Here is a 22,306-nt window from a genome sequence, read left to right on the forward strand (position 1 = left end):
TATTACCTAATTTCAAGGAGGCAACACACATGGGATTCAGATTGAAAGTAGAAGGACAAGAAACAATTGAGCTGGGCTTGGATAACATCCAAACGGTTATTTATGACACCGATACACCGGACGATTCCAATGCACGCTCCACTGACGTGGGCTCCACGCTGCGCATCAGCGGCAAAATCATCACAGCAGTAGACGGTGACAGCGCGGATGACACGCTGAAACTGGCTTTGTGGTCTCTGGTTCCTGCTGAAAAAGCAGACAGCTACCGTAAAGTAACACTGGAAGTTATCGCAGCTGATCAAGTTGTGCGTAAAATCCACTTCCCGAATGCTTTCGTTGTAGACTACAACGAGCACTTCGGCGACACAGAAGGTGTAGGTGCATTTACACTCTACATCAAACAAAAGAAAGACAAAACCGAGCTGGCTACAATCGACGGCGGATATCCGGTTTAAGCTTAACGTCTTCACGTTAAGTGCAGCTTAAACACACACTCACCCGGCACACAAGTGCAGGGTGGATAAATATTAAGAGGCCTACGGGTCTCTTAATATTTATTTTTTTCGGAGAGGGGAACATCACACAATGACCAACTACTATGAGCTGCTCGGTGTCAGCCGGGATGCTTCGGAGGCAGAGATTAAGCAGGCTTACCGTAAACTGGCCAAAAAGTATCATCCTGATACCAACCAGGGAAGCGAGGAAGCAACGCGCAAGTTCAAGCTGATTCACGAGGCTTACAATACCTTGCGTGACGAAGCATTGCGGCAGGCATACGATGCCGAGCTCATCCGAAAAACTGAGGGAGCTGGCGGGGAACAGCAAGAGAGAGGGAGAGGGGATACATCTTCCGGTGGTGCGCGTACGACAGCCAAAGGATTCAATCCAGCTGACATAGGAACTGATTTTGAGCAATTTTTTGGTTTTCATCCGAAAACGAAGGAAGGCTCACCAGGGAAAAAAACGAAAAAATCCGGTGATCCGACGGATACCTCAGCGATGTTTAACCAATTTTTTGGTATTCGAAAAAAATGATGATTTCAGGATAGAAATGGGGGAAGCAAGCAGTGAAAACGGCGCAGAACAGATGGGTTTTCATCATAGATGTTGCCATGTTCGGGCTGATGCTGGCGATCGCCTTTTATGTGTTTAATCGTACAGGCTACAGCGGTTTGAAAACCGTGGTCGCGACAGGTATTGGAATCGGCGTGCTTGTATACATACTGCGCAACCTGGTGTCCGTTGTACCTGTGCCCAAGTCAAGGGCACAACGTCAGCGGATTGCCAAGCTGGTGTTGATTGATGAAGAGGGCGAGTCCATTAAAGAATGGTATATCGAAGGGGAAACGTCGCTCTTAATCGGCAAAACGACGTCACGTTCGGAGGCGGATATTGATTTGGCAGGTACAGATTATGCCTCCCTGATAAGTGTGGAACATGCGGTACTCAACCGGGTGAATAGCGACTGGTTTGTAGAGGATGTGGATTCCGGTAATGGTACAGGCTTGCGGTCTGCCAACGAAAGTGTAACCAAGAAGTTGGAAAGCGGTGAGCCATACCGGATTTACTCAGGTGACTTATTATATATTGCCAATACGAGGGTGCTCGTTAAATAGATGAGGATGCTGCAAAATTCTCAGATCGCTGAAAAGACAATCATGACAATGGGGGAAGGAACCGACTATGAGTTTGACAAGATGCCCGAACGGACACATGTTCAGTACACGAAAGCACGGAAATACGTGTCCTTATTGCAACACGGTAGTAAATGTAGCTGCACCCAAGAGCGCGGAGCCAGCAGCGAAAACAAACGTCGCGGGAGATAATGACAAAACAATGCCGTATTTGGGTGAGACGGTGGGTATTCATCCGGTAACTGGATGGCTGGTATGCATCGAAGGAGCACAGGTGGGTCAGGACTATCGCATTATGGCAGAGAAGAACTTTATCGGACGCGCAGAGGAAATGCATGTCCGCATTATCGGGGACAACACGATTTCTCGCAGAAATCATGCGGTCATTGTGTATGATCCGAAGAAACGCAACTTTTACTTGCTGCCAGGCGATTCATCAGGTTTAGCGTACCACAATAACGAGGCGGTATATTCACCAGCAGAGCTGGCTGCCTATGACGTGATTCAGCTGGGACACAGCAAATTTATCTTTATCCCGCTGTGTGGCGCCCATTTTGAGTGGGATAACGAAAACTAGGATGGAATTGGGCAATGGTGCAGGGAGGTAACGATATGCAGCCTTATTTTGTTGTAAGTGGAGCTGCGGTACTATTCGCTGTTCTTCTCATGATCCGTATACGACTGACGCGAAGTTCCGGCAGCCGTACCGTAAGTGGAATTGAAATCGGAAATGGTCAAACGATCGGGAGCCGGAGCGAGCAGGATGATTATTTCTCCAGTATGACGACACCTGTCGGTACGCTGGCTGTTGTCGCAGACGGTATTAGTGGACTGGCCAATGGACGTATGTCCAGTACCTTGGCTGTGACGACTTTTACAAAGGCATTTGCCAAGCTGGAAGATGCAACGAATTTGAACGGATATTTTGCAGAGGCGTCAACTCAAAGCAATCGCGGCATTTTGCAAAATTTGAATGGACAGGGTGGAGGAACGACGCTGGCTGCGGTCATTGTGTGCGGCTATCAGCTGTATTACGGAGCGGTGGGCGACAGCCTGATTACGATTTACCGTAATGGTCATTTCCAAACAGTCAATTCCAAGCATACAGCAGAAACACTGCTGGAGGAACGAGTGCTTGCTGGACAAATGACCTCGGAGGAAGCCAAAACGAGTCCAGTGCGCAATCAACTGGTCAACTACTTGGGCTATGAGGGCTTTGAGAGCATGGAACTGGGGAGTGCACCGATTCGTCTGTATTCGGGCGATCATGTGCTGTTGTGCAGCGATGGCATTCAGGAGGCGCTGACGGAGATTGAATTGGAAGAGATTATGCGCAAGGGTGGAACACCGCAGGAAACAGCGGATGCCATGATCGACGCCATTAATGATAAAGGCTTTAAAAGTCAGGATAATGCAACAGTACTTATTTTGGCGATAGGATGAAACAAGAAAGACGGGGGTAGCGATGCGCAAGGACAACAGCGATTTTAGTACCGCCTTTGTGTCGGAAGCGGGCTCTTACATAGACAACCGGGACTATTTTGCATTCATGGAGACGGACGACATGGCCTGTTATGTCCTCGCAGACGGTCTGGATTCGGATCAGGAGCTGCGCAGCGCAGAAATGGTTGTCAAAACGGTGCTTGAAAACTTCATGGAGAAGCCTTCCATGTCCAAGCGGCGCTTGATGAGAGATCTGCGTGAAGCGCAGGAATGGCTGCAATTTGAAAGCCGTCGTGTTCGGCTCAAAGCCAGTCTGCTGATGGTAGTGACCAACTACAACAAAATGGTGTACGTTTCGTGCGGTAATGTGCGGCTATATCATTTTCGCAATGGAAGGCTTAATTTTCGCAGCAAGGATCATAGTCTGGCTCAGTCATTGGCAGATGATGGACGCATTCCAGACGAAGCGACCAGCACACATGAGGAACGAGGTAATCTGCTGGAATACTTGGGAAATCCGAATGGAGTTCATGCCCATTACGCCAAAAAGACCCAGCTTGCAGATGGAGATGTAATCCTGCTCGCCACATCCGGGATGTGGGAGGACGTTGAGCTGGCGGAAATGCTGGGGGCGCTAGAGGAAGCGAAGGATCCGGTCATGCTGACGGACACATTGGAAGAGGTTCTGCTAAGCAAACAGCACCGGACGGTGAACAATTACACGGCTGCGGCCATTTATGTAAATAAAGTTTTTCAGGAAAAGCCTAAAAACCGCCGTAAGCTGATCAAACGGATTTTGATTGCGTTGCTCGCCTTTGTAATCGTGGGCGGGGGAGCATGGATTACACTGGCACGTATGGCAGCGAACAAGGCGGCTGCGCTGGAAACGATGGTCGAATCGGCACAGGCCGCGGATGATTATGCCAGGGCAGGAGATTATGCGAAGGCACTCAAGTCCTACAGTGAAGCGAAAAACGCGGCGGTTAAAATTAACGATAAGATTCATAAGCGACTATATACAGCCGAGCAGAAACTATCTCAATTACTGGTGGACGGAGACGGCTACGTGGAAAAGGCGGACTTTACCAAAGCTGAAGCCAGCTACGAGAAAGCACGGAAAAGCGCTGGTCTGTACCCGCCTTTCAATGTGAAGGATATTGAGCATAAAATCGACCAACTGGACAGCTATGCTGAGACGGCGAGCTGGATGAAGGACGGAGATATGAAATTTCAGGGCGGCGATTACACGAATGCACTCAAGCTGTACAAAAAAGCAAATAAGGCTGCGATGGAATCCGGTTATACGTCTGCGCAAAAAGAACTGGAGAAGAAAATTACCGAGGCCAACGATAAATTGACTGCTATTCAGCAGCAGCTCAAGGAGATTCAAGCTGGCAAGCTTCAGGCTAAAGGGGATCGAATGATGAAGGATCTCGATTATGAAGGAGCCATTGATGCCTATAGCGGGGCACAGGAAATTTATCAGGAGATCGATAAGCTCGAAAGTGTTCTGGCATTGGAGCGGAGCATAGCCAAGGCGGAGGAAAAGCAGAGCGCTGAGCAGCAGAAAAACGGTCAGCTTCCTGCTGGATTGGGATTGTCTGACGGAGCGTTGAACGACACGGACGCAGGGGACGCAGCGAGTAATGCTTCAGCTTCCGTCGCTGCAACCCCTGCTGCAGAATCGCAAACGAAGGCTACGCCAACGGCTTCAGCGGGAACTACACCCGCGAAGAAGGAAGTCTCTTCAGCGGCAAAAAATAGCGGTACGGGCGATGGAAATGCCTCTTCGGCCAAGGCGGGCACCAGCAAAGAACAAGGAACTGCTGATTCCGCTTCTAAAGCAGAAGGAGCGTCTGATTCAGAGAACCAAGATCGGGCTGCTGCGAATGGAAGTTAAGTTTTCATGTTCAATGAAGCTGGAGCCGAAAGGAGTGAGACGTCGTGAAAGAGCTGGTACAGGACCGTTTGAGCAAGATGGACGATTTGGAGCAGAGACGTTTACTGAAAAATATGATGGCGGGGGTATTTATGAACCTTGTCGAATATCAGGAAGAAATGACCCGCCAGCTAGAACGGCGGGTATTTGAGGAAATTGAGAATACGGAAGAAAAGATTGATGTGTACGTGTCATTGACATCGCGTGAGGACTATGACCCGATTCATGAATTTTTATACCCTGTGTTACCGTCGGATACGGAGGAAAAGCAGATTGACATCAGCCATGTGGCAGAGGTGGTACGCGAAGGCGGATCGATGCCGCTGTTTACGCTTTTCCTTGAGATGGAGACCGAACGAATCTCAGCACTGGTGCGCAGCAAGCGAATTTTCTCAGGAATGTTGGTCACGGAAACCGGCAATTATCCGATTCGTTTTCGTCTGGAGCATAACCGTTCTTATATTTTAGAGATTGAGCAGTTATATCACACGTTTATGCAAAATGGCATGCCGTGGAAAACAATTAATCACCCGTACGCTTATAAGTTTGTGGACTGTGTATTGATTGGTGGAGACGGCGAGCCGGCCGCCCATGAAGAAATTCATGAAATTACAATTTCATTGGAGGAATTCGACGGTTTTAAGAAGGGTGACGTTTTTCCGCTTTGGAACATTGAAAGGCTATCTCTAAAGAACAGCGGCTTTCCTATACCCGCTATGGATCGTGTGAATTATGAGCATGTGCTACCTTTGCGAAAAACAGGTCCTGAGCATGGTTACTTGATTGACGGGACTGAAGGCGATATCCGGTATATCAAGCGTACAGAAGAGGAACTGACGATTGTCACACCACGTGATAAGTCTGGCGAATGGAATGTGTTGAAGGTTACGAAGCCTGTTACAACGAGACTTAGTCGTCAGACTTATCCGTTATTGTCCAATCGGCGACAGGACAGCTTTTTGGGCCGCTATGCAGGAAAACAGGCCGTGATTGTCCGTGCCAAAGCGGAAATCATGCGCATCGTAAACTCGTTTGAAGCAGCGCAGGGGCTTGAGCTGGAACGTGTAGACATCTGGGGAGGTGCAGGGAGAAATGATGTAAGCAACCTTTTAACCAAAACCCAGACGTATCCGTTAAATCCGTTTGTCAGCGATAACGTACGGACAGAGGAAGGCAAGCAGATCATGCGTTTGGGGTTCAGACGTGGTTCTGACGATGTTTTGCCCACTGCGCCTGCTTATATTTTATCCGATTTAATGAGCTTTCTAGTATCAGAAGTGCAGATGTATTTTCCGGAGTACAAGTGTGAAGGAGAATGGGTGTGAATTACGTCTGGGATTTGCTCATGCGCGCGAGGGAACAGGGGCTGGATGTAGATAAATTCCGCTTCGTACCCGCTGTCAGCTACTCTCCGTATATGGAGCTTAGTCTGGCAGAGTTGAATACTTCCCATTTGGAGCAGGTAGTGGAAATCAATCCGTACTACCGCTTTTATTCTATTTTTCGGGATCTGTTTCCACCGGATGCTGAAGAGTATCTAGAGCTGAGAGAATCGCTATTTGATATTATGATGCATTTTCTGGCGGAAATGGACTTGTATCAAGGGATGAATCGGCGGGAGTACCATATCCGGTTTGTTCAGCGTGATATTGCAGAGGGCATTTTTGGCCCGAAGGTAAAGGAAGGCTTTGGACAATTAAACCGTGAGGATCAGGACGCGATTGCTGAAGGATTGCTGCGCCTGTATGAGACGGGAGAAGCCGTACATTTGCTAAAAGAAACGATGCGGCGCGTCTTTCATCGCTCAATCATTTACACCAATTGTGAGGAAAAAGACGAACTGCTCATCTATATCGGCCAAGAGGAGACACCATTGTCACGGATTAAAGTGGATTTGATTCTGGATTTGTTTCTTCCGGCACGTTTTACGACGGAATTGTATTGGACAAGTCATTTCGGCATTTTGGAGGAAGATCCTACGATGAAAATAGACGCTATCGCCCTCTATTAAGGCTAAATGGCTAAGAAAGGACATGTGAACGATGAACGGACCCTATACATACAGGTTGCTAGACCCGCTCACCGATCGAAAAAGCATACGCTTCACGGCGAAATACACGCGGGCGGAATTGGAGCAAATGACGACCTTTCAGTTACGCGGAATATGCGATAAGGAACGACTGGTCGAGGGCTTTGCCAATCGCCTGGCACGTGAAGAGTTGATTCGCGTGATTTTACGTTTTCGGAGCGCGGAAGAGCATTTACTCATCACAAGGCCAAATCCTGGCGGCTTTGAACGCATGGAATCGGCACTACAGCGAAACTGGAACGACCGTCGGCAGGAGAGCAGCGGCATCCGGGTTCCCGCCAAAATCACGCTGTATCAGGGTGTACGCACAGGTCGCATGGACAACTACCGGATTGAATCCGATTTGCCTTGGCTGAGCTCATCTAATGTGCTGCTGGTGAATGCAACAGGAGAACTGTGCGGTGTTTTGAATTTGGTGAAGGATGAGACACGAACAGGCGTATATTATCTTTCTCGTCATCGTGATGCTGAACTGCGAGAGACGTCCAATCATAGTTATAGCCTGCTGTTTCTGCGAAGACAGGAATCAGAATATTTTTATAACCTCTACTATGGAGATAAGCCAATGCTGCCGCTGAAGCTTCAAGGTCACCGGATTCCGGTGGCAGAGCTGATCATTCGGGGCACGGAAACTACAGATGCGGTACTTGCGATTGATTTTGGCACCTCGAACACCACAGCAGGTGCTTATTTGGATAGCTCCTACGTTACGGCTCCTGATACAGGTATGAGCAGCACAGTAAGGCTGAACGCCATCAATTATGTGTCATTCCCCGGCCCAGAAGGGGCAGAAGGCGACTGGATCGAAGTATTGCCGACTGCTATTCGCGTCGCAGATTGCTCCAATCCAGAACATATCCTTTATGTATTTGGGGAGGATGCACTACGTGGATCTGACGTGGCAGGAAGCCGTGCAACAGTATTGCGGGGGATCAAGCGGTGGGTCAACGATTATAAGCGAATCGAGGAATTAATGGATTCCGAGGGGAATACAGCAACTGCTTCCCGCAATGATATTTTAGCTGCTTTTATCCGTTATGTGATTGCTACAGCCGAGCAGCAATTTAAGTGTCGGTTCCGCAACCTGCACTTTTCTGCTCCGGTCAAGCTACAGCCCCAGTTTATAGAGATGTTTAGCGATATTTTGCCTGATTACCAGATTGAAGCGGAGGATGCGCTGGACGAAGGGCTGGCTGTGCTGTACAACACGCTGGCAGACCAGATGGAACGAGGGACTTTTGCGGACGGTGAGGAGTACCAGGCACTTGTTATTGATTGTGGTGGAGGCACGACAGATTTGTCTTCCTGCCGATTCCGAATTGAGGACGGACGTATTGCTTACAAGCTGGATATTCACACAACATATGAAAACGGGGATACCAACTTTGGCGGCAATAATCTGACGTATCGGATTATGCAGTTTATGAAAATTGTATTTGCAGGTTATTATGCTGCCGAGACGCGTTTGCCTGACACCGATATTGATGCCCTGATCGGCATTCCTTCGGGAGATTTGTACCGTCATGTGGATGAGTTTGGTGTAGATGCTGTATATGCGGGACTGGAGGAGCGCTACCGAGAGGCAGAGGCCATCTTGCCTACCGCGTTCAAACAGTATGAGCATGCTACACGGGATGAATATCAGCGGGTACTGAGTAATTTTCATCTATTGTGGAGCGCGGCAGAAAATATGAAAAAAGAATTTTTTCTACGTACGGGGATCTTGCGCAGCCGCTTCGAATCCGAGCAGGTATTATCTGCTGAAAGCGACCTGAACATTGCAGTGATGGACCGTTGGCTGGTTTCAGTCATCGAGAACGGACGGTTTCGTGATGAATATGGTTTGCCTGATGTGGTGTTTAACATTCGGGAGATACAGCAGCTTCTTAAGGCAGATATCTACAATATTGTGCGCAAGTTTCTGGATGAGTTTTATCTGGAGGGACGCTTGCAGGATTATTCGATTATCAAGCTAACCGGGCAATCCTGCCGGATTGACGTATTTCGCGAAGCACTCAAGGAATTTGTACCGGGGCGCAGTATTGAGTTTCGTCAAAAGGCAGAGGACCTCAGCCGGGTACCTGAGTTGAAAATGGCCTGTCTGCGCGGGGCTATCCGTTACCTGAACGCTAAAAAAATGGGCACGATTGAGCCTGTCATTACCAATCATATTCCGGCTATTCCGTACACGGTCAGCGCATGGACGCATACGGGACGCGAGAAGGAGCTGATTGCGAGTTTGGAAAGCAATCGGGTACGCGGTTCTATTTCCCGGCCGTCTCATGCGGCTGAGGTGGAGTTCTTCCTGACGGCCGACGGCGGCAAGCTGCGTCAGCGCCATGTGTATCGTAGTCGGCCAGAAGCTTTTGAACCCATGCCGTATGAGGAAATTGCAGTGCTGTACGGGCGGGATATCCCGCAGGATGATACGGACTCCATCCGTAATGGGGAAACGAAATATTTTGTTTTTGTCGGAGATAGCCGCTGGGGCTTTTATGTAGTGCCGATTACTCGCCGAGATGAATTGCTGCATCTGGGACCCAAACGCTTTTTTGCCTTCGAGAATGATCTCTCCGAGCTGGATTTCTTTGACGGCACGAAATAGTAAATTAAGGGTTTTGCAAAATGCTGAAATTAGAAAAGTACACAACACTTGGAGGGGATAACGTGCTGTATGCAGGTTTTTGGAAACGAACTTTGGCTTATATCATCGATGGCCTTATTCTATGGTTTGTATTTTTAATATTTGGATTGATCTGGATGGTAATTCGGACCTTAGGGGATTGGGTACCGTCTCCGGCAGAAAGCTCTTTGCTCTCAGACGGATCGTCTTCTATTGTTACCATGAAAGTAATAGGACAGACCTTGCTGAATTGGGGAGCTATATGGCTATATTATGCGCTTATGGAATCATCCAAATGCAAAGCCACGGTGGGCAAGCTGGCTCTCGGCATCGTTGTAGTAGATGAGTTTAATCACAAGCTCAGCTTTGGACGTGCTAGTGCCCGCTACTGGAGTAAGCTTCTATCAGTCATCATTTTGTTCGCCGGCTTTATTATGGCAGCCTTTACGGCGAGAAAACAGGCTCTCCACGATCTGATTGCCCGTACCTACGTTGTGGACAAACGCGAGCTGAATTATATCCTTCGTGAGCAGGCTGGGCGCGGAGCTGGAATGTAACATTTAGGTTGGCACACAGATTCAAAGATTCTGATGAACAGCAGGCTTTAAACAGGAGGAGCAGTAGGATGTACGCTGGTTTTTGGAAAAGATTTTTAGCCCATTTGCTAGATTATACTATTTTATTTGTGACTATTCGTTTGATTGATACGTTGCCGTTTGTGACGATAGGGTTTGTCTCTGCGTTCGTAAAAATGCCGAATTTTTCGGAGTTTGTTTCACACTTAGACGATGTGTCGGTGAGAATTTTGGGAGCTATTATTATTTTTGGCCCTCTTTTATTGGATTGGCTTTACCACACCATCATGGAATCATCAAAATGCAGAGGAACGGTCGGCAAGCTGGCTGCGGGGATTGTCGTTGCGGATGAAAATAATGAAAAAATATCTTTCGGACGGGCCAACGCCCGCTACTGGGGTAAAATCATTAGCTTAGTCACTATATTTGTAGGCTATATCATGGCAGCTTTCACTGAAAAAAAGCAGGCGCTGCATGACAAAATCGCTCGTACCTATGTGGTGAACAAAAATTGGCTGGACTACTCTGAGTATATTAAGCAAAATCCATCGCTGACAGAGATGCCTGTCCCGGCTCCTGCACCCGGTGTGAATCGGTTGTCCGTTCCCTTGAATAAAGAAGAGCAGTAATGACGTCGCAGAGCGACCCGGCTGGCGCATAACGTTGCTAACGCAATGTCATTACTGAGGTGCCGGGCGACACTTGTGCCGAAATCGGCACGGAGAGGAGGAAACCACATGTTAACCCATATCGTGCCGAAGTTCGAGAAAGGCCGTATTCTCAAAACCGAGATGCTAGAGAACCTGCGGGACTACCCCCGCAGCTTTCTCGATATCCGGTATCAGGATTATTCGGATGGCATCATTACAGGAATGAACGTAACTGTCGGGGAGTACACGCTAACCATTGGTAGAGGCATCGTGAAGCACAAGGGTAGATTGTATCTGCTGGAGCAGGAGCAGGAAGTGCCGTATGCGGCCACAGGGCGGCTGTCGGTGTTGAAGCTGCTCTTTTTGGAACAAACAGATCGCCCGGATTTCACAGCCCATCATGCAGATATCGTGCTGGAGGATGAGGCAGAAATCGGTCTGGATGAGATGGAGCTGGGCCGATTCAAGCTCAAAGAGGGAGCCGTGCTTCGCTCGGATTATCAGGATTTTGCCGACATGGCAACGGAATTCAATACATGGAGTGATATCCATGCTCCTTTTGCGGGTTTGAAGCAGAGTACATTGCGCCCGGAGACGATGCGCTACTTCGCATCCGAGCTGCTTAAAAGTGGTGCATCAGATCCGATGGATTGTATGTTTGCGTTGATGTGCCTGAACTCGGAAGTTGTAGACAGGGAATCCATTCAGCATTACATCGCAAACCGAAATGGTGCGGAATACAGAGATTATTCTCATGCTCAGTTGCATAGACAGCTAGTTCTTATTCTGGAAGGCGCCGGACGTGGAAAACGAACAGCAGGCCGTTGGCAGGGCGGCGGAGCCGGACGGATGATTGTGGATTAGAAAATCAGGTAGAGGAGTGTGCATTATGAAATATGAGGATGAAAAGATTTTGGATCAGCTCCGTGAGATGGAGAAGCTGAAGAGGCCTAACAATATTTTAGCAGGACCCATAATCATTGACGGTCAATCCTATGTGTTTGAAGAGCGGTCTTTCTTTAAGGATCGGCTGAAAATGCATGTCCCCTCTATCTTTAGTCCAATGCCCAAGCATTTGCAAAAGATTAAATATCCTCATGAGCAACGTCCAGAAATGATTTTGACGAATGATTTGGGCAGTGTGGATGTTACCCTGAATCGGGTGGACCAGACGCTACAAGATGAATGGGTGGAACAGCTCACTTCTGGCATGAAGGCAATGATGAAAAATATGAATCCTGCCCATGTATTTTATGAAGAAAAAATAGAAGAGGTACATGGTAAGCAGATTGGCTATTTTGACTTTAAAAGTCCTGCGCTGGACCAGCCCATCTACCACAATATGTTTTACTTTGAGCTGGAAGGAAAGACGGTCATGGGAACATTTTGTTGTCCGTATAAGCAGTATGCTGAATGGCGGGATGTCGCCCTACAGATGATACGCACCATTCAAACGGTTGACGAGGCAGAAAAGGAGGGATATGAATGAGTAACCCCATTTACACCACAGCAGATGTTCAGGTGGCCCCTTATCAGTTTCAACGTGTATTAAGTATCCATCTCATTAAACAGTTAAACGAACATGTGAGCTTCTGCATACGTGGAATTGTTTCGGAGGACAAGCTGGATCAATACGTAGAAAAAGCAGATGAAGATGAGCACATCGAAGTCTTCTTAAAAAGTGAAGGCAAGGAGATCCGGCTTTTTCAGGGAATCGTCACGAATATTGCTGTAAAAGCTGTAAACGGAGTACGCGAGCTTACGATTGAGGCTAGCAGTGAAACCTTAATAATGGACATTCGCCCCAAACGTCGTTCATTCCAAAAAACAGCGGAATCATATAACAATCTATTTTCGCATGTTACAAGTTCATATACTGATGCAGAAGTGATTGACGAGGCTTCTCATGGCGCAGCTATCGGTGAATTGTTAGTGCAATACAATGAAACGGACTGGGCTTTTGTCAAAAGAATTGCTTCTCGGCTGCATGCTGCTTTAATTCCAATTACGATGCAACAAGGATTGAAATATGTGATTGGTATCCCCCATTCTAGTGCCCCTCAACCGCTGAACGAACATAACTATTCCATAAAAAAAGACTTGAAGGAGCACAAGCTCATGTCCCGTAACGGACTGCCGGAATACGGTGAGTCTAACAGCTTGAGTTATGAAGTGACCAGCAACAAAGTGCTAGAGCTGGGCAGTTCCGTCATTTTTCATAGAAGAACGCTTTACATAGCTAGGGCGGAGACGACCACGGAAGGAAATCTGATCGTTAATCGTTACATTTTACGGGATGCACATGGGTTAAAATGCCCAACCGTCTATGCCTATGATCTTTCAGGAGCCTCTCTGTTTGGCAAGGTAATTGATATTTCCAAAGAAAAAGTAAAAATCAAGCTGGAAATTGATCAAGGCTCGACTGCATCCGGGGCTATGTGGTTTCCCTATTCTACGGTTTATTCTTCTCCTGATGGCAGCGGTTGGTATGTTATGCCGGAAGCAGGTGATCAAATTCGTCTGTACTTTCCGGATGAACGGGAGCAGCATGCTTTTGCCGCCAGTTCTGTCGATCTTGCCTCCTCTGATCCTGTTAAAAGAAGTGATCCTGCGGTTAAAAGTATCAGCACCAAATACGGCAAACAAGTCGTTTTCAAGCCTGGTGCAGTAGAAATTATCAACAGTGGGCAAATGCTCATGCGTCTCACGGATGAAGGCGGGATCGAAATTAATAGTAACAAAAAAATAACCCTGTCTGCTCAGGAAGATATCCAAATTACAGGGGGAGCGAAAATTATTATGGAGGGGAAAGAAGGCGTAAGTTTTATTCAATCCGGAGCCAAACTCGACATCATGGACGATGTGAGATTAACCGGGGGTAAGGTGAACATTGAATGAAGCTCATGGATCGGGATGCTGCGTTGCAGGATTTGCTGGAAAAGCACGTATTTACGGAATGGATACATGATTTGGCTCTTATTGAAAACAACTTTCTGACGCGCCAGCAAGCCATTGAAGACGAGCTTATAGCAGCTCTAGAGTCGCTATGCCAGCTCGCTACCCTTCAGCACGAGCAAGGTCGTAAGGGGGATATTCGATATATTTATATCTCCTTGCTCAGAACTCGTGTTGCGAAAAATAAAGCGGTTTATCGTCTAGATGCCTATGATGAAAATTGGTTTCTGGATGAGACTGAATGCGCTGTGGAATGGTCGGCAGACTTTGTTTTCGAGCCTCTGTTCAATCGTATGACTAAGCTGGAAAAGCTTAAATCAGATTATGCCCGTAAGATCTCGACGATGGATATTGAACAAATTCAACAAATTGAGGCGGTCAAATACCATCTGCTCACTGTAGAGTTCTTGAAAAGCCAGATGCCAGTTTTTATAGCTTCCCCTTCGTTAGAAAGGATGCCAAAAGCAAATGTATGCACGATATTTGCTGGAGAGTATCGAGATGATAGCGAAATATTGTGCCGTTTTACGCGTAGTGAGGGAGCAGAGGCACGAGAGGGGGAATCTTCATGGATTATTTCCTCTTAAAGCAGGATGTGCGGTATACCCATGTTCCTACGCTACAAAAGGTGATGGAAACGATTGATCCGTGGAAGCTGTATGATTTGCAGCCGGAGGATATTGTCAAGCCATTGATGTTTCATGTGAAGGCAGATGCAGAAAGTATTTTTATTGATTATCTAGAAGGTCCCATCCCACTCATTTCAGGTGCTTTAAAACGCCTTGTCCAGGCCTATGTGCCGGAGATGCCTATGAAATTAACGGTACTTACTCAGATCGAACAGAAGATACAGAAGAATTACTATATTCCTTTTGTGGAGCGGCTTGCAGCAGTACATCCAGAAAGCGAATGGAATTTGGATCAAAGTGTGCTTAGAAAGCTGGTATTACAAGCAGATGCTATTCGGAGCCACAAGATATTTACAATCCAGGAGAGTTCTACCCCGATGATCATCGTCCGTTTGGATGTGGCGGAAAGTATATTGCGGCGTGATTATACCGGGATCGCTTTGGAGCAAGTCCAGGTGAAATAGGGAGGGAAAGGGAACATGTCAGATAATGAGTATTATGTCGTACGGGGGGCCTGTATGCGTTGCACTTGCGGGACGCATCCTCGAAAGATCAATTTGCCGAACAGCCACGGGGCTTTTGTTAATGGTAAACCCATGATGAATGAAGGAGATTATTCTCCTGAGAATGTCCCTCATTTTGGAATTTGCACCAGTCCAGAACAGCCGAGTGCCGAGACTATATATCTGATCGCCGAAGATGGCTCCACAATCTCAGGGAAGCCATGCTTACCAATGCTGACGGATAAGTGGAAAAACACAAAAGAACCGACAAAGGTGGAAGGCCAGCCAGCCTTGACGACCTCTTCATTTCAGACTTGTTTATATCATGGATTTATCGAATTTCATACGAATGGCCAGCAGGAGTAGTAGCTGGAAGGGAGGTTTGAAAACATGATAGGATATGATCAGATTCGAATAGATTCCCCCTACCCCATTCAGGTCTTAAAGGATGTTCAGATCGAGTGGAAGCCGGGTGAACATGGGCGTATTACACTCACAGGCATTTGTAGGGAGTCGAGTCATGCCACGGCTGCGCTGGATGCGACCTCAGAGGATCAGCTACATGTGTATGCGCAGAATGGACAAGAGGAAATTAGCTTGTTTAAGGGTGTTGTCCATACGGTAGAAGTTGAGAACCATAATGGAGTGTATACACTTACACTGGAAGGAATCAGTGGCTCATTTGAGCTGGATATTGTCAAAAGAAAGCGGTCTTTTCCTGAGGAAAAACAAACATATAAACAGTTAGTGAATAAGCTTGCTCAAGGCTATGAGCGAAGTGATGTCTTGTACCAGACCGGTGAGCAGTCGGTAGGCGAAGCCATTTTACAGTATGATGAAACCGACTGGGAGTTTATGAAACGGATGGCGAGCCGTTTACATACAGTAGTGGTCAGCGACATATGGGAGTCCGCATCGCCGAAACTGTATTTCGGCATGCCTGCTGGCACCCAGCGAACCATTCGGAAGGATACGCCATATACGGCAAGTAAGGATTTAAAGGGCTACCAGCGGGCAGGCGGAACGTCAGCCGGGCTACATGATACCGACTTTTTCAAATACGAGATTGAAAGCGGAGAACGGTATGCTCTTGGAGACGAGGTGCAATTTCGCCAGAAAATAATGATTGTAACTGAATTGCGAAGCCGCATGGAAAAGGGGCATTTGCTATTCAGTTATGTGTTGGCCCGCGCAGAGGGCATTCGCAGTGATTTCATCCCCAATCCCAAAACAATCGGAATTTCTCTGGAAGGAGAGGTCATTGCGGTACGGGGAGAGGAAGTGAAGCTGCGGCTGGCGATTGATAAGGATGATGGGGTATCCGAGCCGCATTGGTATCCGTTCGCTCCCCCAACGGGAAGTGCGATGTACAGTATGCCGAAGGTGGGAACACAGGCAAGCCTGTACTTTCCAGATGCGTCTGGTTCCAGAGCAATGATTTTGGGTGCGGTTCGTACAAATGGAGACGGTTGCGCGAAAACGAGTAATCCTAATGATCGATATTTTGGAACGGAGCATGGAAGTGAACTGAAAATGGCACCGGGTCGCATCCATATCATGGGTGATCCGGGTGGGACATTGCAGATGAGTCTGGACGATGCTACTGGGATTGAATTAACTAGTCCCAAGAAGTTATCGTTAGAAGCAGAGCAAGAAATCATTCTGAATACGCCGAAGAAAATCATTATTGATGGAACCAGCCAGGTCATGGCGTATCAAACGGGAGGAAGCACGGGGCTTTCGGTAGAAAACGAATACCACGTGTTGGGAGGAAACGTCTGGGCGGACGGTAGCGACCGAACTGCATACCCGCCGTTTGATGATGAACCGAAGGAAGGCGAGCCACCTCCACCGCCGCCACCCCCTGAACCGTTTAACTGGGGCAAGCTGGGGATGAATATTTTGGGCGGTTTGGCAGTTGTGGCAGCCGTAGCCGTGGTAGCAGCCATTACGGTAGCGACGCTTGGAGCGGGTACGGTGGTCATTGCAGCGGTAGCCGGAGGAGCGCTGCTGGCGGGTGGCTTGGGTGTAGCAAGCTTGGCCGCATCAGATATCGCCCGAGGGGAAGTGAGCGACTTCAGCGACTATGCCCTGACCGGCTTGAAGGAAGCGGGAATCGGGGCGGTATCTGGAGCAATCTTTGGCCCTCTCGGTGTAGGGGGAACCTTACTGAGGAAAGCAGCGATCGGCGGTGTCACAAATGCCGCGGAAAATCTAGCGAGTCAGGTGCTGAGTGGTGAAAAGATCAACTGGGGCTCAGTAGCAAAGGACGCGGGATTGGGTTTTGTCACCGTAGGCGTACTGGATTCCAAAGTAGGCAAGGCCATTGGCGGATTCGCTGAAAAAGTAGGCAGCAAAGTTACACCGCAATGGATTAGCAAAGGTGTAGATGCAGTCGGGGCAGGCTTTGGCAAAGCTGTAACCAAGCTGGAGCAGGCCGGCAGTAAACTGGGGCAGAAGTTCAATGAGCAGCTGAGTAAAATGGCAGACGGCCTCAGCCCCGGGAAGTTGGCCACAGCCAACGGAGCGCCAGTTCCGCACGTTAATAAGATGGACAGCGGACCACTTCCACAGACGGATGTGCAGAAGAATTACAACAAGGTCATGAAGGAAATGGAAGAGAGCGCGGCGAAAAAGGTTGAGGGAACAGTAGGAAGTAAAGAAAAAGTAACTGTTAAGAAGTATGGTGAGTGGAAATATGATAAATCTGGGAAGCAAAAGCATCACCTTAATCAAGATGCTGCATTTAAAAAAGATGGGAATGGCAAACAGGTAATCCCGTCAGATGAAGGATATACTATCGAATTAGAGGGCAATGCATTTAAGGATGTTGGTTCACCACATTTTATGGCACATAAAACTATGGAAGAATTTTTTAATAGATATAGAAAAGGGGATAAAAAAGGTTTAATTCCTACAAATGCTGAATATAACGTAGCATTATATAAATCGTTGAGAAAGGCCGGATTAACCGAAAAACAAACCTTAGATGTAGTGGAGAAAGCTAGAAGCCAACGGTTAAAATATGGTTTACAAGATGATGATCCAATACCAAAAATACCAGGACAAATAAATTCTATATATAAATATTTATTTCAAAAAATAAAACTAAACTGAGGGGAAGAAAATGAACGAAGTAAAGGATTTTTACGATAATACAATATCTAAAATTGACTTTTTCAGTAACTGTGGGGATGCTATTAATGCTACACTCAATGTTAATGTTACGCAAGTACGTAACTGGGTTGATGTTGAAAAAAAAGTTAATTCTACTTGGGATAATGTTAGACTCCAAATAAGAAATCAACTAACTTCGACTCTACATGAGAATTGGCGAGAAGAATACAGACAGTGGAATAATATTACTATGGAGGCTAAATTATTACTTAAGGATGGAGTCCTTAAAAATATTTCTACATTTATAGAAAGAAATAAATTAAACAATTGTATATATGAGAGCGTTGAGTGGGATTTGCTTACTGCAATGATGGAATATGCATATAGCACGTATGTAAAACCAGGCTTTCATACAGAATTGTTGGAAATATATAATTCAGGACATATACCTTGTGGTTGGAAAGGGAAGTGGCCTCAAGGAAGCCTATTGGTATTCTAACAGCCTATGGGAGGACTTCAATACAAAGAGATTGCTTATAAGAGGAAGTGATAATATTGGATATAAATAATCAATTATTAGAACATTATAAGAAATACATTGGTGAGCCAGATTTAATAAATATAGAGACCGTTTCAGAAAGTCTAAATATAAACTTAATCATTTTTCGAGCAAACGACCAAAGAGACTTTCATACTATTATAACGTCAGGAATGAGCTTATTACCTGCACAAGTTTCAGAAGATAATAAAGATTGGGAATATACAGAACTTATCATGTATCTTCCGGCATCATGGCCTGTGGCTAAAGAGGATATTAAAGATTTTAAAGATTATTGGCCATTTGGTTGGCTAAGAAAACTTGGCAAGTTCCCGCATGAAAGAAACACATGGTTTTGTTATGGAGACACTATACCTAATGGGGAACCTCCAGAACCAATTGCAAATGACAATAATTTCACTTGTATGCTATTATTACCTCCCATTCGTGAAGATGAAGGATTTAGCTCGTTAATGTTAAGTAAAGATAAAACAATACAATTTTTAGTTGTTTGTCCAATATATCAGGAAGAAATGGAATTTCAACTATCAAAAGGTTTTGGTGCTCTTCTTGAAAAGTTTGATGAATACAACGTAAATGATATTGTTGAAGTTAATAGATTAAATGCATGTAAATAAGGATATTAATAGCTAATTAAAAGAGCGAGAATAACAGATTGTAAAAAGAATTCACACAATTAATTGGCCCCAAAATTATAATTTATCTTAAAAAACTTATTTCACTCGAACATGAGAGGAATAAGTTTTTTTCTCGTAGAGAATAACCAGTTGTGTGCTATGGTGACACTATAAAATATTGGTGAATAGTCCCTAGTCTCCAAAACAAGCAGTGAACTCTTAGAAGGCTATTCAATAATTAGCTTATTTCTAATCAATCAACCCTATGAAAGCCTATACATTCTTTTAAATAAAAAAGTTGACATATGTCTAAAAACAGGTGAAAAGTCACTAAGACTAAAGTCTCTTGTTAGATGAATTATGCATTCCTTAATCTGATGAAATTCGACATTTTTTATGCTAGATGGATTGTTCGGAATTAAGCTAGAAGTCAATGGGGTTGTCGTATCAAGGAATAAGCCCCGTTTAGGAATTCATAAGTAGGAAACTGGAACGGAGAAGCAGTGCTATTGCGCAATTGTGCTTGTCCTTTATGAGTATTTCTAATCGTTCATTCACATTTTATTAATTCAGTTCGATTAGATTAGAATATTTGCATACATATGTATAAAAATGAGTATTAAGTCTCGGAAACTCCCTTTGCTACTGTGAATTGACAAAATATGAAGCAGTGGCTAATATGGTTGGGTACACGGGAGATATTGGAATTTATAAAGGGGTAATGAGTTTTGAACAAGAGACTAGATAACAGATGTAGTAACAAAATGAAATGGGGCCAAACGATTTTTGGAGCGCTGTTGGCGCTTAGTCTGGTGTTACTCAGTGGGGGTAATGCGTGGGCCTCATCCAATGAACAATTAAATTGGATTGAGGGCGGCCGAAAGGTAGATCTGGGAAAAATGGCTACGGTTGAACTGGACTCATCTCTTCTTTTCTTGGATGCAGCTAACACAGCAAAGGCAAGCGAGATGAATCATGATAAGCCATCTGGCAAGGAAATTGGGAGTATATTTCCGAAAGATGAAAATCAAAATTGGGAAGTTGTTTTTGAATACGATGAACTTGGACACATCAAGGATGATGAAAAAGAAGATATCGATGCGGATGCTATTCTAGATAGTTATAAAGAGGGGACGGAAGAGAGTAACAAGGAAAAAGCGGAAAGTGATCGCTTGTATGTTACGGGCTGGGATGTCGAGCCTTTTTATAATGAAGGGACCCATAATCTAACCTGGTCTATGTTGGCGGAGGATGGGAACAAGGAAAAGCTGATCAATTATAATGTTCGCTTGCTCACTCGTCAGGGTTATATCTCTGCAATATTAGTGTCCGATCCTGCGCATTTGGACGCAGATAAGAAGTTTTTGAATGAGAACATATTACCCAAGCTGACAGTCAAATCAGGTGAGCGGTACGAGGAATTTAATGCTTCAACGGACAAAATTTCCGAATACGGCCTAACCGGGTTGATTTTGGGAGGAGCAGGCTTGGCAGTAGCTAAAAAAGTAGGCTTGTTGGCATTACTCATTGCTTTTTTTAAGGGCGCGGGAATTAAGGTTATCCTACTTATTGGTGCTGCTTGTGCAGGTGTGTTTGGCGTGATAGGCAAGTTTTTTGCCAAATTATTTCGCAAGAAAAAATCGGAATCCATGCACAATGAAACGAACGCCCAGGATCAGTCAGAAACACTACAGTAAAGATAAAAAACACTCCATAAAATTGCTGATAAAAAGGAGATGGTGTTGAGCGTAAAACACAATCTCAGGTAGCCTGAGAAGCACAACCTGGATACGTAATTTGAGCAGAACAATATGAACAGATGATCATGGTGACGTTAGACCCGTGAATCATCTGTTTTTCATTTGTTTTATCCCTTGTAATACTTTCGGTACACCGCGGGCGTTGTGCCTTCATACTTTTTGAATATTTTGATAAAATACCCCGGCTCATTAAAGCCGAGCTCGCTACTGATCTGAGATACAGGAATATCTGTAGCTTCGAGCAACTGCTTCGCCCATCTAATCTTCAAGCGGGAAAGATAGCTGGAAAAGTTCTCACCCGTTTCCTTGGCAAACAGCCGACTAAAATAGCTTGGGCTAATGTGGCACAAGTCAGCCATGGCTTTCAAAGAAAAAGTTTCACCCTTGTGCTCAAAGATATATTCGAAGGCGGATTTGAGTACGGGATTTCCGCACGGAATATCCACATCTTCTGAGGAATTCAGATAGGCATCTGCTAAGAAATTATTCATTTCTTTCTTAAGGTTTTCGATATGCTCCAGCGAGTAGCCAGGAAGGATCTCGGACAACTGCGGAGTGGAATGTGTGGCCGACGCCTTCTCGAACATTTCCGCGAGAAGATTTTTGTTCATGGCTTCTTCTACAATATAATTACACAATAAGGATAACATGTTGGAGATCGTCTGAATTTCCTGATAGGTCATGGAGGGCAGATCGGCGTAGTCGTTCTTAAGTTCCTCCCATTTGGAACTGTACAGTTTTTCATTTTTTGACGTGAGGATTTGCTCCAGCTGTAGGGCACTCGAAGGATCGGCTAAGCGGACCTGACCTGCCATGACGGCGCCGATGTACTTATCGTCAATAATGATCGGTACCGCGATGTCGACGATGTCATAATGACAGAGATAAATATAAGGTTTGTTGGAACGTACCGCTTCAAGTCCACCGCGAGAGTCACATTTTTGGCAGTAGGGAAGGAGATTCTCATTCTGACGAACCTTCTTGCAGAACGATTGGCATTGGCTGTGGCTAGTTACGGGATTCCCTTTATAATCGACGGTAAGAATAGCTAATTGGGTAACGGATGCTAATGAATCCTGCAACTGCTCCCACTTTTTTAAATCAAAGATTTTCTGGATGCTCAAATGTTCACGTATCAAGATCTCATCCCTTAATAGTAAATTATCCTGTAAGCGATAACAAAAAAGTACAATTCGTGATCCTTAGTGCAAAA

22 protein-coding genes are annotated in these 22,306 nt (G+C 45.9%); 21 read left to right on the forward strand and 1 reads right to left on the reverse strand.

What is annotated here, in order from left to right; all coding sequences use genetic code 11:
• Positions 1–29: 29 nt before the first annotated feature.
• The 21 genes from ACEN8J_RS03920 to ACEN8J_RS04020 all read left to right on the forward strand — a co-directional run bounded on the left by ACEN8J_RS03920 (position 30) and on the right by ACEN8J_RS04020 (position 21,030).
• Entirely contained in the window at positions 30–455 is a 426-nt protein-coding gene (locus tag ACEN8J_RS03920; RefSeq protein ID WP_013311475.1) for a hypothetical protein, read from the forward strand.
• Between the two features lie 130 nt (positions 456–585).
• A complete protein-coding gene (locus ACEN8J_RS03925; protein ID WP_069012492.1) occupies positions 586–1,035 on the forward strand; it encodes a J domain-containing protein in 450 nt (149 codons plus the stop codon).
• A gap of 32 nt (positions 1,036–1,067) precedes the next feature.
• On the forward strand, positions 1,068–1,616 hold the full coding sequence (locus ACEN8J_RS03930) for an FHA domain-containing protein (protein WP_495594247.1): 549 nt from the start codon (positions 1,068–1,070) through the stop codon (positions 1,614–1,616).
• A 67-nt stretch (positions 1,617–1,683) separates the two neighbouring features.
• The gene (locus tag ACEN8J_RS03935) at positions 1,684–2,211 is read left to right on the forward strand and encodes an FHA domain-containing protein (protein WP_025720819.1); all 528 of its coding nucleotides are present in this window, start codon (positions 1,684–1,686) and stop codon (positions 2,209–2,211) included.
• A 35-nt stretch (positions 2,212–2,246) separates the two neighbouring features.
• On the forward strand, positions 2,247–3,077 hold the full coding sequence (locus tag ACEN8J_RS03940; RefSeq protein WP_340956510.1) for a PP2C family protein-serine/threonine phosphatase: 831 nt from the start codon (positions 2,247–2,249) through the stop codon (positions 3,075–3,077).
• A gap of 22 nt (positions 3,078–3,099) precedes the next feature.
• Entirely contained in the window at positions 3,100–4,977 is a 1,878-nt protein-coding gene (locus tag ACEN8J_RS03945; RefSeq protein WP_165149639.1) for a serine/threonine protein phosphatase, read from the forward strand.
• Positions 4,978–5,021: 44 nt separating this feature from the next.
• Entirely contained in the window at positions 5,022–6,341 is a 1,320-nt protein-coding gene (locus ACEN8J_RS03950) for a normocyte-binding protein (protein WP_069012495.1), read from the forward strand.
• The gene (locus ACEN8J_RS03955; protein WP_134902813.1) at positions 6,338–7,027 is read left to right on the forward strand and encodes an iron-dependent peroxidase; all 690 of its coding nucleotides are present in this window, start codon (positions 6,338–6,340) and stop codon (positions 7,025–7,027) included. Before ACEN8J_RS03950 ends, ACEN8J_RS03955 begins: the two co-directional genes overlap by 4 nt.
• 31 nt (positions 7,028–7,058) lie before the next feature.
• Positions 7,059–9,710: an Hsp70 family protein gene (locus ACEN8J_RS03960; protein ID WP_495594248.1), complete on the forward strand. Its 2,652-nt coding sequence runs from the start codon at positions 7,059–7,061 to the stop codon at positions 9,708–9,710.
• 62 nt (positions 9,711–9,772) lie between these two features.
• Complete coding sequence (locus tag ACEN8J_RS03965) at positions 9,773–10,285, forward strand: RDD family protein (RefSeq protein WP_029515675.1); 513 nt, start codon at positions 9,773–9,775, stop codon at positions 10,283–10,285.
• Positions 10,286–10,353: 68 nt separating this feature from the next.
• Positions 10,354–10,932, forward strand: a complete 579-nt coding sequence (locus ACEN8J_RS03970; RefSeq protein ID WP_029515674.1) for an RDD family protein — start codon at positions 10,354–10,356, stop codon at positions 10,930–10,932.
• 108 nt (positions 10,933–11,040) lie between these two features.
• Positions 11,041–11,817 carry a DNA and RNA helicase gene (locus ACEN8J_RS03975; RefSeq protein ID WP_340886180.1) on the forward strand — a complete coding sequence of 259 codons (777 nt, stop codon included), beginning with the start codon at positions 11,041–11,043 and terminating at the stop codon, positions 11,815–11,817.
• A 25-nt stretch (positions 11,818–11,842) separates the two neighbouring features.
• Positions 11,843–12,442 (forward strand): hypothetical protein, encoded by a 600-nt coding sequence (locus ACEN8J_RS03980; protein ID WP_039272935.1) that lies wholly within the window; start codon positions 11,843–11,845, stop codon positions 12,440–12,442.
• The gene (locus tag ACEN8J_RS03985; protein ID WP_318627527.1) at positions 12,439–13,851 is read left to right on the forward strand and encodes a phage tail protein; all 1,413 of its coding nucleotides are present in this window, start codon (positions 12,439–12,441) and stop codon (positions 13,849–13,851) included. The genes ACEN8J_RS03980 and ACEN8J_RS03985 overlap by 4 nt, the downstream gene beginning before the upstream one ends.
• A complete protein-coding gene (locus ACEN8J_RS03990; protein ID WP_495594249.1) occupies positions 13,848–14,495 on the forward strand; it encodes a hypothetical protein in 648 nt (215 codons plus the stop codon). The genes ACEN8J_RS03985 and ACEN8J_RS03990 overlap by 4 nt, the downstream gene beginning before the upstream one ends.
• Positions 14,477–15,001 (forward strand): hypothetical protein, encoded by a 525-nt coding sequence (locus ACEN8J_RS03995; RefSeq protein WP_342425119.1) that lies wholly within the window; start codon positions 14,477–14,479, stop codon positions 14,999–15,001. The genes ACEN8J_RS03990 and ACEN8J_RS03995 overlap by 19 nt, the downstream gene beginning before the upstream one ends.
• Before the next feature lie 15 nt (positions 15,002–15,016).
• Positions 15,017–15,406, forward strand: coding sequence for a DUF4280 domain-containing protein (locus tag ACEN8J_RS04000; protein ID WP_342425118.1), 390 nt, complete (start codon positions 15,017–15,019; stop codon positions 15,404–15,406).
• A 24-nt stretch (positions 15,407–15,430) separates the two neighbouring features.
• Complete coding sequence (locus tag ACEN8J_RS04005) at positions 15,431–18,157, forward strand: hypothetical protein (RefSeq protein ID WP_495594250.1); 2,727 nt, start codon at positions 15,431–15,433, stop codon at positions 18,155–18,157.
• A gap of 10 nt (positions 18,158–18,167) precedes the next feature.
• Positions 18,168–18,656 carry a hypothetical protein gene (locus tag ACEN8J_RS04010; RefSeq protein WP_029515665.1) on the forward strand — a complete coding sequence of 163 codons (489 nt, stop codon included), beginning with the start codon at positions 18,168–18,170 and terminating at the stop codon, positions 18,654–18,656.
• A gap of 56 nt (positions 18,657–18,712) precedes the next feature.
• Complete coding sequence (locus ACEN8J_RS04015) at positions 18,713–19,333, forward strand: suppressor of fused domain protein (protein WP_029515664.1); 621 nt, start codon at positions 18,713–18,715, stop codon at positions 19,331–19,333.
• A gap of 764 nt (positions 19,334–20,097) precedes the next feature.
• Positions 20,098–21,030 (forward strand): DUF2167 domain-containing protein, encoded by a 933-nt coding sequence (locus tag ACEN8J_RS04020; RefSeq protein WP_449292415.1) that lies wholly within the window; start codon positions 20,098–20,100, stop codon positions 21,028–21,030.
• 170 nt (positions 21,031–21,200) lie between these two features.
• Here the strand turns inward: ACEN8J_RS04020 and ACEN8J_RS04025 are convergent, their stop codons facing one another.
• Positions 21,201–22,232, reverse strand: a complete 1,032-nt coding sequence (locus ACEN8J_RS04025; RefSeq protein WP_318627524.1) for a PocR ligand-binding domain-containing protein — start codon at positions 22,230–22,232, stop codon at positions 21,201–21,203.
• Positions 22,233–22,306: the final 74 nt, after the last annotated feature.

The organism is Paenibacillus sp. Paensp38 (genome assembly GCF_059491915.1).

Excerpts from the sequence above, each read along its gene's own strand:
- ACEN8J_RS03920 (WP_013311475.1), top strand. The coding sequence starts at position 30 with ATGGGATTCAGATTGAAAGTAGAAGGACAAGAAACAATTGAGCTGGGC.
- ACEN8J_RS03925 (WP_069012492.1), top strand. The coding sequence starts at position 586 with ATGACCAACTACTATGAGCTGCTCGGTGTCAGCCGGGATGCTTCGGAG.
- ACEN8J_RS03935 (WP_025720819.1), top strand. The coding sequence starts at position 1,684 with ATGAGTTTGACAAGATGCCCGAACGGACACATGTTCAGTACACGAAAG.
- ACEN8J_RS03940 (WP_340956510.1), top strand. The coding sequence starts at position 2,247 with ATGCAGCCTTATTTTGTTGTAAGTGGAGCTGCGGTACTATTCGCTGTT.
- ACEN8J_RS03945 (WP_165149639.1), top strand. The coding sequence starts at position 3,100 with ATGCGCAAGGACAACAGCGATTTTAGTACCGCCTTTGTGTCGGAAGCG.
- ACEN8J_RS03960 (WP_495594248.1), top strand. The coding sequence starts at position 7,059 with ATGAACGGACCCTATACATACAGGTTGCTAGACCCGCTCACCGATCGA.
- ACEN8J_RS03970 (WP_029515674.1), top strand. The coding sequence starts at position 10,354 with ATGTACGCTGGTTTTTGGAAAAGATTTTTAGCCCATTTGCTAGATTAT.
- ACEN8J_RS03975 (WP_340886180.1), top strand. The coding sequence starts at position 11,041 with ATGTTAACCCATATCGTGCCGAAGTTCGAGAAAGGCCGTATTCTCAAA.
- ACEN8J_RS03980 (WP_039272935.1), top strand. The coding sequence starts at position 11,843 with ATGAAATATGAGGATGAAAAGATTTTGGATCAGCTCCGTGAGATGGAG.
- ACEN8J_RS03985 (WP_318627527.1), top strand. The coding sequence starts at position 12,439 with ATGAGTAACCCCATTTACACCACAGCAGATGTTCAGGTGGCCCCTTAT.
- ACEN8J_RS03990 (WP_495594249.1), top strand. The coding sequence starts at position 13,848 with ATGAAGCTCATGGATCGGGATGCTGCGTTGCAGGATTTGCTGGAAAAG.
- ACEN8J_RS03995 (WP_342425119.1), top strand. The coding sequence starts at position 14,477 with ATGGATTATTTCCTCTTAAAGCAGGATGTGCGGTATACCCATGTTCCT.
- ACEN8J_RS04000 (WP_342425118.1), top strand. The coding sequence starts at position 15,017 with ATGTCAGATAATGAGTATTATGTCGTACGGGGGGCCTGTATGCGTTGC.
- ACEN8J_RS04005 (WP_495594250.1), top strand. The coding sequence starts at position 15,431 with ATGATAGGATATGATCAGATTCGAATAGATTCCCCCTACCCCATTCAG.
- ACEN8J_RS04010 (WP_029515665.1), top strand. The coding sequence starts at position 18,168 with ATGAACGAAGTAAAGGATTTTTACGATAATACAATATCTAAAATTGAC.
- ACEN8J_RS04020 (WP_449292415.1), top strand. The coding sequence starts at position 20,098 with ATGAAATGGGGCCAAACGATTTTTGGAGCGCTGTTGGCGCTTAGTCTG.